Source organism: Leptospira andrefontaineae (assembly GCF_004770105.1).
GTDB classification, from domain to species: Bacteria; Spirochaetota; Leptospiria; order Leptospirales; family Leptospiraceae; genus Leptospira_B; species Leptospira_B andrefontaineae.
On the sequence record NZ_RQEY01000012.1, the window covers coordinates 240,979 to 254,205 of the forward strand.

The 13,227-nt window shown below is 40.3% G+C and carries 13 protein-coding genes; 1 reads left to right on the forward strand and 12 read right to left on the reverse strand.

What is annotated here, in order from left to right; translation table 11 throughout:
* Nucleotides 1-2 precede the first annotated feature (2 nt).
* From ahcY to EHO65_RS08105, 8 genes are all read right to left on the reverse strand, one after another.
* Entirely contained in the window at nt 3-1,316 is a 1,314-nt protein-coding gene (ahcY, locus tag EHO65_RS08070) for an adenosylhomocysteinase (protein WP_135773607.1), read from the reverse strand.
* On the reverse strand, nt 1,316-2,353 hold the full coding sequence (locus EHO65_RS08075; protein WP_135773608.1) for an ArsR/SmtB family transcription factor: 1,038 nt from the start codon (nt 2,351-2,353) through the stop codon (nt 1,316-1,318). The genes ahcY and EHO65_RS08075 overlap by 1 nt, the downstream gene beginning before the upstream one ends.
* Nucleotides 2,354-2,463: 110 nt before the next feature.
* Entirely contained in the window at nt 2,464-2,994 is a 531-nt protein-coding gene (locus EHO65_RS08080; protein WP_135773609.1) for a DUF1564 family protein, read from the reverse strand.
* 74 nt (nt 2,995-3,068) lie between these two features.
* Nucleotides 3,069-3,803 carry a FecR family protein gene (locus EHO65_RS08085; protein ID WP_135773610.1) on the reverse strand — a complete coding sequence of 245 codons (735 nt, stop codon included), beginning with the start codon at nt 3,801-3,803 and terminating at the stop codon, nt 3,069-3,071.
* An 84-nt stretch (nt 3,804-3,887) separates the two neighbouring features.
* Nucleotides 3,888-4,970: a DNA-methyltransferase gene (locus EHO65_RS08090; protein ID WP_135773611.1), complete on the reverse strand. Its 1,083-nt coding sequence runs from the start codon at nt 4,968-4,970 to the stop codon at nt 3,888-3,890.
* Between the two features lie 103 nt (nt 4,971-5,073).
* A complete protein-coding gene (locus EHO65_RS08095; RefSeq protein WP_135773612.1) occupies nt 5,074-5,634 on the reverse strand; it encodes a hypothetical protein in 561 nt (186 codons plus the stop codon).
* Nucleotides 5,635-5,697: 63 nt separating this feature from the next.
* Nucleotides 5,698-6,726 (reverse strand): FecR domain-containing protein, encoded by a 1,029-nt coding sequence (locus EHO65_RS08100; RefSeq protein ID WP_208744020.1) that lies wholly within the window; start codon nt 6,724-6,726, stop codon nt 5,698-5,700.
* A gap of 26 nt (nt 6,727-6,752) precedes the next feature.
* On the reverse strand, nt 6,753-7,277 hold the full coding sequence (locus tag EHO65_RS08105) for an RNA polymerase sigma factor (protein ID WP_008588970.1): 525 nt from the start codon (nt 7,275-7,277) through the stop codon (nt 6,753-6,755).
* 432 nt (nt 7,278-7,709) lie between these two features.
* Here EHO65_RS08105 and EHO65_RS08110 point away from each other — a divergent pair, with 432 nt between their 5' ends.
* A complete protein-coding gene (locus EHO65_RS08110; protein WP_135773614.1) occupies nt 7,710-8,003 on the forward strand; it encodes a hypothetical protein in 294 nt (97 codons plus the stop codon).
* 36 nt (nt 8,004-8,039) lie between these two features.
* On the opposite strand, the gene EHO65_RS08115 is transcribed toward EHO65_RS08110, so the two are convergent.
* The 4 genes from EHO65_RS08115 to EHO65_RS08130 form a co-directional block, all read right to left on the reverse strand.
* On the reverse strand, nt 8,040-8,318 hold the full coding sequence (locus tag EHO65_RS08115; protein ID WP_086445779.1) for a TIGR04454 family lipoprotein: 279 nt from the start codon (nt 8,316-8,318) through the stop codon (nt 8,040-8,042).
* Nucleotides 8,319-8,470: 152 nt separating this feature from the next.
* The gene (locus tag EHO65_RS08120; RefSeq protein WP_135773615.1) at nt 8,471-10,372 is read right to left on the reverse strand and encodes a glycoside hydrolase family 5 protein; all 1,902 of its coding nucleotides are present in this window, start codon (nt 10,370-10,372) and stop codon (nt 8,471-8,473) included.
* A 6-nt stretch (nt 10,373-10,378) separates the two neighbouring features.
* Complete coding sequence (locus tag EHO65_RS08125) at nt 10,379-11,263, reverse strand: patatin-like phospholipase family protein (protein WP_135773616.1); 885 nt, start codon at nt 11,261-11,263, stop codon at nt 10,379-10,381.
* Nucleotides 11,264-11,802: 539 nt separating this feature from the next.
* Nucleotides 11,803-13,023: an MFS transporter gene (locus EHO65_RS08130; protein ID WP_135773617.1), complete on the reverse strand. Its 1,221-nt coding sequence runs from the start codon at nt 13,021-13,023 to the stop codon at nt 11,803-11,805.
* Nucleotides 13,024-13,227: the final 204 nt, after the last annotated feature.

Consider the following 13,227-nt stretch of genomic DNA (forward strand, 5'->3'; position numbering starts at 1 on the left):
GATTAATAGCGGTAGTGTTCCGGTTTGAACGGACCTTCTACCGGCACTCCGATATACTCAGCTTGTTTAGCGTTTAATGTGGTTAGGCGAACTCCTAATTGCTCCAAATGTAACGCTGCAACTTTCTCATCTAATTTTTTAGGCAATCTATAGACGCCGATCTCGTACTTATTGTTCCAAAGTTCGATCTGAGCCAATACTTGGTTCGTGAAAGAACAGGACATTACGAAAGATGGGTGACCAGTTGCGCAACCCAAGTTCACCAAACGACCTTCTGCAAGAACGATGATGGATCTAGCATTCTCGAAAGTGTATTTGTCTACTTGAGGTTTGATTTCTTTCTTAACTACGCCCTTTTCAGCGTTCAATCTGGACATTTGGATTTCAGTGTCGAAGTGTCCGATATTGCAAAGAATCGCGCCGTCTTTCATTGCTTTCATGTGTTCAAGGGAAATAATGTCGTCGTTTCCTGTCGCAGTTACTACAATATCCACGAATTCAATCGCATCTTCTACCCTTAGAACTTGGTATCCTTCCATTACTGCCTGAAGAGCGCAGATTGGATCGATTTCAGTAACGATTACTCTAGCGCCGAAATTGCGTAAAGAAGCAGCAGAACCCTTCCCAACGTCTCCGTAACCACAAACAAGAGCAACCTTTCCAGCAAGCATCACGTCAGTTGCACGTTTGATACCGTCTGCTAATGATTCTCTACAACCGTATAAGTTGTCGAATTTAGACTTGGTAACGGAATCGTTCACGTTAATCGCAGGAAGTTTTAACTCGCCTTTTTTGAGAAGTTTTTCGAGGCCTTTTACTCCTGTAGTAGTTTCTTCAGAAACTCCTTTGATCTCTGCAAGAAGTTGAGGATATTTCTCGTGAACATACATGGTGAGATCTCCACCATCGTCCAGGATCATGTTAGGGCCTTTTCCATCTTCGAAGAAAATGGTTTGCTCAACGCACCACCAGTATTCTTCCTCTGTTTCACCTTTCCAAGCGAACACAGGAACTCCGGTTTTTGCGATAGCAGCTGCTGCATGGTCTTGTGTAGAGAAGATATTGCAAGAAGACCAACGAACTTCCGCTCCAAGCTCAGTTAGAGTTTCAATCAGGACTGCAGTTTGGATAGTCATGTGAAGGGAACCCGCAATACGCGCACCTTTCAGAGGCTGCTTCCCTTTATATTCTTTGCGTAAGGACATCAGACCTGGCATTTCTTTTTCTGCCAGAATGATTTCTTCGCGACCCCAGTCCGCGAGAGAAATGTCTTTAACCTTATATTTTAAACCTTTTTCTTGTATTGTAGCGGACATTAAAGTCCTCCTCTTTTCTTAGCTTTAATTATTAATACTTTGAAGTATTTCTGAGATTCTACTTCTTCGATAGATTCAAGACTAAAGCCAGTATGGTTCAGCCAATCTGTGAGAAGTTCCGACTCGAATCCGAGCCATAAATCGGCGAAATTATCGCGCATGATTTCTTGGTTGTGTTTCTTTAAATCTACGATGATGAAAACACCATCGTCTTTTAGAACTTTATGTATTTCTTTCATAGCCTGAGGCGGGTTGGAAAGGTGGTGGAGGACCATCGAAGCTACGACAGAATCTGCCGACTGGCTCAGATTCTCAGGCAAAGTTTCAATCTCAGAAGTAAACAATTGAACTTGAGAATTATTCAAGAAGGAACTTCTTGCCTCTTTAATCATCTTTTCAGAAGAATCGATCCCGATCACTTCCTGGCTCTTCGTCAATAAATAAGGAATTAAGCCGCCAGGACCGCATCCAAGGTCTAAGATCCGACGAGAATGTTCCGGAAGTAGATCAAGGATCTTATTTCTATATAAAACCGGATCCAGAACATCACTTTGGATGCTTTCCCAATTCTGAGCGACATCATCGAAGTATTTTGATCTTTTCAGATCTCTTTGTCTGAGTATATCTTTAGTCTTAGTGAAATCTTGTTCTGAATATGGAAGATTCTTTTCAAAATCCAGAAGAAGTGTATGAAATCTTGCAGAAAAATCTTGTGAATCGTCGTTTGAAACTTTAGGGCTATAATATACCCAAGAACCTTCACGTTGAAATGTCAAAAATCCTGCATCCGCTAATATCTTTAGATGCCTAGAGATCCTGGATTGCCCCATGTCCAAAACTTCCGTTATTTCCTGAACATTGAGAGGAGCAATAGAGAGTATCCGAAGAACTCGAATACGGGTTTCATCTGATAACGCCTTTATCGCGAGTAGAATGTCCCGGTCCTGAAAAGTTCCCTTTCCCGCAGAAAGCGCAACGATTGAATCTGAGTAAGTTTCGACAGATTCTCTTTCTAAGAATGTATCCTTTAGCGACATTTTCAAGGGCCTTCTAACGAGATATCAAGATATCTTGATTTCTTCAAGCAAAAATTGTCTCTTTTTTAAGAGTAATTATGTCTTACCAAATAATCGTTACGATACGAATGCTAATTCCAATCTGGAGATCCCCTTTCCAGGATAAATTTACGAGGCCAACCTACTAATATAATCCGAACCTCTCTTGTTTCTAAATTCAAAACACGGCGAATATCTATGATCCTTGAAGTCGGCGCCTTTCGATTTCGCCAAAAATGAGAAAGAATTCTTTCATCTACTTCAAGTGAGTCCCAATGAATCATTAATACGATTATGTAATTCATTGAAACTCCATGTGCGAGAGCTACATTTCTTAACTCCTGATAATTTTCTTCTTTCGGACGATAACTATGACGGACCAGGCTTTGGCCTTTAGCCTGAAAGGAAGTTCGGAGTGGGTTTCGTCCAATATATCTCTGGGACTGAAGCAACAAGCTATACTTCTCTTGCAAACGCCTCAAATATCTTGGAAAGTTTCGTTTACAATCGACAGGAACTTTTCTCCAAAGCCTTTCCGGAACCAATGCCGTAGACGGATATCGATTCTGAACAATCTTTGCCTTTCGTTTGAGCTTCTCATTTTGGAAAACGGTAGAGATCATACTCTCTTCGTTTCCCAAACTTAAGTTATTGCGTGAGGATTTTTAAATTGTCGAAGTTACTACAGCAGAATAAATTACATATCCTGCTTAGTTTGATTTAATAATTCTTGATTCTGGAGTTTCTGATCTCGAAGAATCTTATAATTTTCTTCCATGATCTTCTTAAAACCATCTAAAATTTTCATTTTCTCGCGCATGAATTCTTCCAAAGGCTGTTTAAGAAGACCTTGAGGAGATACTATAGCTTCTTCATCTCGTTTTAGCGGAAAGTTCTTTCCATTTTCTGTAGTAACTCCGACCTCTCCTTCCTTCACAAAGATTCCGTTTGGCACATCTGAATCTTCATTATCAGGATTTTCTTTGCGTTGAGCTTCGTTTTCTTCGCAAACTACAAACTGCGTGCCTCGAACGCCCGCATTATAAGAAGGTGCAGTGATTGTAAAATCTTCTTTCTTAGACCCCTTATCGACCCGAGCAAAGACTTTGCCAGAAACGAGTTCTAATTTTGATTTATTCGCCTTTTTGTCGGAACTTAGCTCAGCAATTTTCACTTTCGTAAAAGCTGCAATACGAACAACAACGGAAGGACCGATTTGAAGGTCCACTTTTCCTTCTTTCGTTTCAAGTTCATCCTGCTTTTTTAAGATAGAATTCTTTTTAAGACTTATCTTTTTCCCCTCTTGGGTTCCGGAGACATCGCCCACAACAAACAGCACAATTGCAATTTCTTCTTCTGCAAATAAAGAAGAAGGTAAAGCAACTAAAGTAGAAAAAATGACAACGGCAGATACAAGTGCTCGGTATTTCATGTGACGGTTTCCTATAACACTAATTGATTCAATAAAGCTGTAGTAGAATCTACTAGATCCATTAGAATAGCAACAATTTGAAACTTACTTTTTAGAAGAATTTTGTAAATTAAATCTGGAATAGTGGGCTTTCAGGGAGAAATGTCCATTCTCTATCGAAGAATCTACTGATTCGAAAGTCAATTCTGTCTCCTGAGAAGTAATTACTGGAAATCCATAATGCTTATTTTTATGCGAGATCTCTTTCTTTTGCTTCTTCCGATCGGAAATGAAATCCAGATGGCTTTGCAGTCTATTTTGTAGTATCTTCGACGAAACATTCATTGCGCCAAGAAGCCTCTTCCTTGCAATTTCAAGAATCCCCTCATCTACGTCATATCCAACACTATTTCTGCAGGCAAGAAGAGCCGCTAGCGATGCGGTCCCCGTTCCCAAAAAAGGATCCAACACTGTATCCCCCTTTATGGAAAACATGTTAACCAATCGATAGGCGAAATCTAGAGGAAACGCGGCAGTTCTTTCCCGCGAAGCTCCTACATCCTTAAAAATCTGCCTTTCTCCCTTTAAATCCCAAATATCCGAGAACCAGACATTTCTTTCTTCCCAGAAAAAGGCGCTATTTCGTCGGATCTCCGTCTCAGATTTCGAATACTTTCTCAATCCTCCTTTCCGAAGGACAAGAATATACTCATGCTCGTAGGTAACATAGGCCCCTACTGGATACATTCCGGAACCCATAAACTTGGTTGGGGAATTAGTTTGCTTTCTCCAAAGAATATCTGGCAGCGAAGAAAAGCCGAAGTTACGACAAGCCTGTAAAATCCTCGAATGATTCGAAAACAGACTAAATTCACCTCCGATACTACGAGTAGCATCTCCAATGTTTACAAGCAGGATCCCGCCTTCTTTCAAAACTCGGAAACATTCGCTCCAAACTTTATCCAGTTGTAAATGCATTGCCTCGAAGGCTTCATTTCCTAAGTTTTTGGCAAGAGCACTTTTAGTATTTTTGTCCCAGCTTTTGAAGAGATCGTCCCACATTTCTACCATGGGATAAGGGGGGGAAGTTAATACGAGGTTAACGCTTTCATTCGAAAGCTTATCCATTTTTCTCGAATCGGAATTGTATAAGATATGAGAAGTTTCCGGAACGAGTATTTCCTTCATACACGTTCCGCATGTTTCAAGGGTGCCCTAAATTGGCTATTCAAATTTAGAAAGCTAAGATAAGAAGAAAGATACGTCGAAGATCCGACAAAACTCAAACCTGTTATTTCTTCCCATGGATCTTCTTATCGATCAACTCATTCAGAAGATCAGCAAGATCCTGAAACTCATCCCCGCTTCGAATCCGGATCTTGTCTACATCTTTGCCCTCCAGCAGCAATTTTAGGTTCTTCTTAATATTATAGATCGGCCCAGCCATCTTATGCGAATAGACCAAAACAAAGATCGCAGAAAGTAGAAGATATAACATAGAGAATAGTAGAATTCCCTTAAATTGGATCGAAAAAAGATCCAGGCCATGATCGTAATCCGGAAGAGCGAGCTCCTTCTCGACGAACTTGTCCTTCTCCTCTCCATTAACGATCTCAAATCCCTTTTGGTACACTTTAACAGTGTCTTGGCGAAGTCTGAAAACGACACCTTTATCATACTTGGTAGAATGGATCCAAAATAAAAATCCGAGAGTAAGAAGTAACCCGAAGATAAACAATAAAGAGAAGTTTAAGAAGAACCTTAATTGAAAGTCCTTATCGATTAGATAATTGGCAAGATGTCTTTTATAACGAGGGGTCTTTGCGGAGGGGTTTGCAGTTTCTTCAGACATGGGAATTAGCCTTCTTTGGTAGAATTTCTTTAAAATTCTCCACATGTCAAAAATATTTCGATTTTAACGAAGTTGAATCACCTCCATAACTGAATCTCTTTGGATTTTTATTTCCTTCTCTAAAGTTTGCAAATACATAAAATTTTCGTCCATGTCGACGATCACGCCTTCTAGCGTCTCACCGTTGGAAAGTAAGACCCTCTCCAATCGTTGGTATTCATTAAATAGATCATCTTCATTGGAGAAAGATTTTTCAGAACTTCTTGCAATCTCGTCCACATGAAGTTCTGAAAATTTAGCCCCAAGGTCCTTTTGCTCTGCTGAAGAAAGGAAAGTTCGCTGAAAACCCTTCGCCTCCAAGCGGATCTTTTGGCCTGGCTGCAAAACTTGCTCTCCACGGTTTGGTTCGCTGATACTCTTAGCAGCTACCCTGCCTTCTAACACGGAGACTATAGTTCCTTCCTTCAAACTTTCTCGTACTTCGAATTTTGTTCCTCTGACTTCTACCAAACCTGCTTCGGTTAGGATCCTGAACTCATCTTTTTTGAGATTCTTGTGTAGATGAACTAATATACTTCCATTACGAAGTCGGAAAGATTGTTTTCCTTCTTTCATGATCTCGAGCTCTGTGGATTCTTCCAAGATCATACCTTCTCCCTTTGCAATGCTAAGGAAAAGTTTAGATCCTGGTTCGGTCTTTAGAATTTGGCCATAACCTACAGATTCACCTTCGTTTAAGGCTAAAAGTTTTTCGGAATCGGATGAGAATAAGTATCCTTTACCGATAATTTTAGTCACGGATATTCCAAGTTCGTTCTTTATCGGAGCAACTTTAGGATTTTGTAAAATAAGAAATCCGAATGCTCCAATCAGGATTGCGGCTGCGGATGCAATAGTATATAATAGCGGTTTTTTAAAATTAATAACCTTAGAAGCTTGGGCCTTTTCGTAAATTTCTTCGAAAGAAATATTTGAAGGAGGGGAAACCCAAGATTTGGAAAGCATATCGGACAATTTATCGATAGAAGAACTGAATTCATTCTTCTCACCTTCGATCGCCTTCCTTATTTTATGTTCGAAATTTTCGTCCATTCTTCCCTTCAACAGCCTTCTCTGTATTATTCCATCGGCAGAATTTGTTTGTTTTTTGCGATCTCTACGAGCTTTCCGGTAGCTTTCACAACCAATCTGGATGCAGTTGCAATCGAGATCCCCATGATATCCGCAATATCAGCCAATGTGTATTTTTCTATATTCTTTAATACTAAAGCGTATCTTTCTCCTTCTTCTAAGTCGTCTAAACAATCCATCAATCTGGATTCCAAATCGGAAAGTTCCGTTTTTCTCTCGAAACTTTGTCCCTCTTCGCGATATGTTCCCATATCGTCCGTCCCGGATTCTTTCACCGTGGAGAACTTCTTGGCATAGTTAATCGATCGATTTCTTGCGATCGTGTATAACAGCTTTAGAGCTTGCTCTTTGTTTAAGTCGGAATTGGAATACTTCTTAAAAAAATTAAGAAATGTATCCTGCATGAGGTCTGAGGCAGTTTCCGGATTTCCCGTATACTTATACAAGAAATCAAAAATTCTCCCGTTGGATTCCCGATACAGGGTCTCCATAAAATCTTTTCGGGATGCCATTACACAAAGATTCCAACTCGAAACGCTTAATTCAAGTAATTTCCGACGGCTGTTCTAAACTATACCCTTTTCTCCTCTTCGCGAATGGGCTTTGATAGAGATAACATATCGGGTTAGGCTTTTTTACATGCAGGAGAAAAATTTGTAGGAAGGTTTACATTTTTTCGAATTTTCAATTTTAAGAAAGAGAAGAAGAAGCGCTTCGAAAGTAGATCGGCCCGAGATCGAGGGGATTGATTTTTAGAAGTTAGATAAGATTGGAGTTTTGTAGTAACTTCGACAAGAGAAGAGAGAAATCCTAGGTCCGTCGAAGTTACTATCTTAACTTTGATTCGCGATATTTCAATGAGACATAATTTTTGGCCTTCAGGCACTCCAGGTCCTTTTCAATTAGGCCGATAAAGTCTGTATCAACCCGAGAATCCAGTTAGAATGAGTCGAGCCCTTCAAGTCCTAGTCTTTTTTGTAGTAACTTCGACAATCCTCCACCCCTCCCCAGAGGTTTCCTTTCCAAACGAAACTCCTGAATCAAAACCTCTCTTAAGAGTCCTTCCCGCATTCAGAAAAGAGGAATGCGACTGGGCAATTCGCTGGGACGTTTGCCTCAGATGCATTTCGAGTAGATACAGGTATGCTCAAAGGATACATTTTTATCCTTCTGGGTTATATAGGGAACATGGATGTTATTCTGAGGAAAAAGGTTTCTTTTTGATAAAAGAAGATTAAGAGCCGGAAGAAATCCGGCCCTTTATTTATTAGAAATTACTTCTTACAAGTAGCGAGAGCTGCAAGTGATTTAGAAGATTTTAAACAAGTAAGATCGTATTTACCAGTCATACACTCTTTGAGTAGATGAGCGGAAATTTGACCTTGCATAGCTTTCAGTTTATCTGCCTGCTCTGGAGTTTGACCAACAGCAAGGTTGGAAATCAATTCGTTTACAACTGGATCACATTCTGCTTGGCTAACTTTCGCTCCGCCGCAAGAAATAAGACCTGCAAAAATTAGAATCGTAAGGATCGAAAAAAACGTGTTTTTCATGCAAAGACCTCTGCGAATTTTTAATTCTATGTCGCTAATATTAGCCCGAGTCGAATCTCTAACTAGATTAAATCGAAAATTTCCAAAACCTTGGATAATTCCGACAGTTTAACGACGAAGGCCATTCTAATGATTCCCATTCTATAGAAAAGTTATTTTTTAGTCGGGAAAATAGTTATGCCGTAATAGGAAACTGACTTTTCTCCCTTGAAGGTCAGTATTCTTTTTTTAGAGTCGAACTTCCAAGTACCTGCATTTACCAGCACTTCGAAACCTTTTCCGTAATGTATTTCCGGAAGAAAGATCTCTGCTACTGGAATTTCATCTCCTTCTTTTCGGAAGGAATATTTGAACATGGATTTTCCCATATCGAAGCTGATCGCTTCCGGATTTCCTTTGGTGCGGATCGGATAAGGTCTGGAGAATGCTCTGACTGCCCTTCCCCCATCTTCATCTATACTTTTAGGAGTGTCCAAAGAATAGAGAGAAAGATCTTCCTCGTTCCATCTATCTCCTAAACTATGAGTATTATCTGGAGTATAATTCCATAATGTATAATGTACGAAATTTTTCTCGATAGAAGTTATGATACGATCCAGAGAAGCTTCTAAGTGAGAATAATTTTTTGTTCTGAACGCCAGACGTCCATTCATGTCCATTGGGATCCCCGTTTCTCCGATCACTGTAGGACAATTATTCATCTTCTTGATAGAAACTTCTTTGATCATTCTAATCGTGTCTTCGTAAGCTTTCTCTACATTCTTCTTTCCGAATATTGGGATCTGCTTGAAAATATGAACTCCGAACCAAGGAATAAAACGTTTAAACATTAAAACGGAAACATCATACCAATGGGTCGCGTTGATTACGGTTCCTTCCCCTTTTTTTGGTTTTTCGTTCCAGTCCAATTCTAAACTTCCTGGATCCGATTCCACGAATATGGAGAATTTTTTCTGAACGGATTGTATTCTAGTTTTGAATCTTTTGATAAATGGAAGCATGAATTCAGGGTAGAATTCTATCTTTCTTCCTCTATACTTATTAAAATAATCAGGACGAAGTAACATTGGAGCGCCATTCGGGTCGTAATCCCAAACTCCATGCTGTCTCCAAATACAATGTTTTCCTTCCTGCCAAAGAGGAACCGACTTAGTATTTAATTTGGTTTTCCCTAAATTGAATCCTGTAAACCCGAGCATATAAGCATTGTTTGCTCTTACAGTTCTTCCCTCTGACAAAAACATTTCTTGGAAAGGAGAAGTAGTTAGAAGTTTTCCAAAACCAAGCCCGGAAAATTCTCCGATATTCTTTTTACCGATCCATCCAGGAGAAGGTTCATTCAAAGAATCGAATCCTAAAACGTTTTTGTATTTAGCAACCTTCTTCGCTATTTTACACATCGCTTCTATATAATGATCTTGTAAAAAGGTTTCTACATTCTTCCCGCGAATAGAAAGTTTAGGCGCAAATGTTTTTCCTCCGAAAAATAGAGTGAACATTGTAGCACAGGCATATTTCTGATAATTGAGAGGCCAAGACATTCTTCTGTAATTCCTGCCTTGAAAATGATGAACGATCGCAGTATCGGAATCTTTAATATTCTCGATATTCATTCCAACTTCTTCCAAAGTCCAACCTGGTGCTCCATCACCTCCCGTGAATCTAGACCAAACATCTTGGTGAGGATCTATAAAAACGTAGAATCCTTTTTTGTCGGCGAGTGCCACCATTCTTTCAATATAATCTAAATATGCTTGGTCGTATTTGCCTGGACCTAAATGTTCCACTGCTTCCCAAGTAACAAGAAAGCGGAGAAAGTTGAATCCCCACTTTCTCAAACGATCCAAATGTTCGGCAGCTTCCTTTTCTTCTAAAGGCCTTCCGACAAAGGAAACTTTTCTGTGATCATAAAATGTTAAGGACTGGTCGAAATGTGTGGTTCCATCCGGTTTGAATGGAAGTTTGGAACTTCCCGAAAGATTCACTCCTCTTAACTGGAGAATATATCCTTCCGAATCTATAAAATTCCCGTCTTCTACCTTGATTTCCAGCATTAGATCTTAATCTTCCCCGAATTGAATCTTAGCGTCTTCGTATCCGCGGCTGATCAGATAGTCCGCTTGCACTTGAGAGAAATTTAATATACTTCCGAAACCGAGAGAAGTCCTCGGGCCGATCACTCTGATCTTATAATCCGTTTTTTCAGGTTCGGAGAAGGACAATAATGATTTGGTAAAGCCCTTCTTCTTATTATCCTTTTGTTTTTTTTGATATTGCAGATTTGCCATAATAGTCTGAAAGGACCCGATCAAAGAAAGTTCGAACACTCTCTCGAGTCCGTCCCTTCTGTTCCGTGGAAGCCCCATATTCACTCCTCCCACAGGAGACAACAATACTACTACTATCTCTTTTGCGCCTCTTTCTACCGCAGGAAGTATCGGCACATTCGCCATCACTCCCCCATCCCAATGAGGTTTTCCATCCACATATTGCCAAGGAAAGATCAATGGTATGGCAGAAGAAGCCATCACATGTTCTATATCGATATCCTTGTTCCCGAAAAAAACAAGTTCGGCGGTCAGGATATTCACCGCAGTGATTATGATCTCCATTGGATTTTTTCGCATATTACGAAAATCTAATTGAGAATAGAGTAAATACTTTAAGGGGGTCGTGTCTGCAAGTGGCGAGAATCTGCGAAAGATCAGATCCAGGAAATCATTCCAGATGGAATATTTCATCACCTTCTGGATCTCGATGGATTTCCAAAGATCAATGATCCTGGCTGCATCCATCCCACAACCCATTGCGGAGGCGGTGATCGCGCCCACGGAAGTTCCACAGACTACATCCGGTTTGAATCCGATTTCTTCTAAATATTTTAGGACCCCGGCATGATATGCGCCTCGAGCGCCTCCACCGGATAATACCAAAGCCCGCTTCATTCCAAATATGATCCTGCCGGAGTCAGTCTTAGGTTCCTCAGGTAAATTTCAAGACGGAATATTGATTTTGAAGTTTGTAGTATCTTCGACGATTTCATGCGAGTTCGTCTTAACATGGATATCAGTAGCTAATATGAACTTAGGACCAGGATGAAAGAGAGGAGATCTTGGAATTAGCGTCGAAGTTACTACAAATTTCGCATCAGGGTTCCCTGAAACTTCGACAACATCTGGAAAGGAAGAAATTAAAACCTTCTGAGTGTCTGCGTCTAGCTATGCTAAATGCCCGAAAGTGACCAATTCTCGGAACTCAGAAAGGCCAGTGGTCTGATGGTATTGCAATAGGTCCAAGAGGGCCTTTTTGCAGGGGCCTGGGCTATTGCTCAGCCACCTCACAGGTCATTTTCTTGCTGCAACTGTCGCTACTCAACTAAACCACCTCCTTTAACGTGTGGCCAGACCATATTCTGTCGCATTAAAAAGTCAAGAAATGTCCGTATTTTTTTACGGATTTCAGAAACAAGTTTCCTAAACGTAACTTAGGAAACTATTTTCACCTTTCGGGACAGATAGAGAGCGAGAAGATTAAAACCGACCGCAAAGTAACCTACTATATCAAATCTTTCGAAAGTTCCATTCGGCAATTGGATCAGGATTGCTCCCGCAAGAAGTGCCCCAATACCTGTTGCCACACTCTGCAAGCTTGAATTCACAGACATGAAACTTCCCCTGACCTCAGGTCGAATGGCAGAAGTTAACATTGCCATAGAAGGAATAACCCGACCGGATACTAGGACCATAAAAACTGTCGTAACTCCGAGTGCCATGTAAACTGGCAGATCCTTAGGCAAATGAGTAATCGCTAGAATAGGTAGTAAGGCGAGAAGAACTAGGATCAGAAAAACCTTATGTTTCCCGAACTTATCAGACATGAACCCGACAATCCAGGAAGAAACAAAAGTACAGATCCCTCCGATCTCATAGATATGGCTAACCTGAGTCTTGGAGAAGCCCATATTCCTCTCCATAAAAACAGCTATCGAAGTTACGACAGTAAATCCACCCAAGATCACGCTCATAAAAAATGCCAGAGCTACCAAATGATCTCTCTTAGAAAGTACACCGATTAGCTGGCTAAAATCCGCCATCTTCTGCTTTTCCATTTTAGAAGGAAGACTAGGCAAATATAGAATGGCCAGAACCAGGATTGGAAGCCCTAAAACCACGATAAATGCAAACGTATAATTCCAGCCGGAACTCATCGCAATTCGTATGCCTGAAGGAACTCCTAAAACGGAGGCAGCGGAAAATGCGCCCATCACTCCACCCATAGCCTTCCCTCTCTTTTCGATCGGGAAAACATCCCCAATGATGGAAAGAATCACCCCGCTGATCATCCCGCCGAAAATCCCGGCAGTGACCCTTGCAAAAAGAAGAAATGAATACGTATTAGCAACCGCACAAAGCGCAGTTCCTACTAAAAATCCTATATATAAAAAGATAGCAGCAGACTTACGATTAAAACGATCTATAAAGTTAGCTCCGATCAAAGCAGCAATTGCAGCCGCAAATGAATAAGAAGAAAGAACTAAGGAAAACATCGCAGTATCGATCTGGAACTGCTTCAAAAAATAATCCTGAAGCGGAAACATGATCATAAAATCCATGATATTCGTGAATTGAATACTCGCAAGAAGCAGGATCAGAAATAATTCATGACGCACTATTTTGGTTTTAGGAAGTGAAGCTACTGATTCCATATACTTACCAAGATTTTTTATGTGAGTTATAAAGAGATAAATTTTCAAAAGATCCGAATTTTACTCATATAAATTTGTTCTTACAAAGTTTGGAGCCTAAATAAATCCGGACTGATCGTCTAGAACTGAGTTCAAGAAATTTCCAAAATTATAGAAATGAGATTTTGATGGGGATCTGGATGACGAATCGGCACCCGAGTTTAT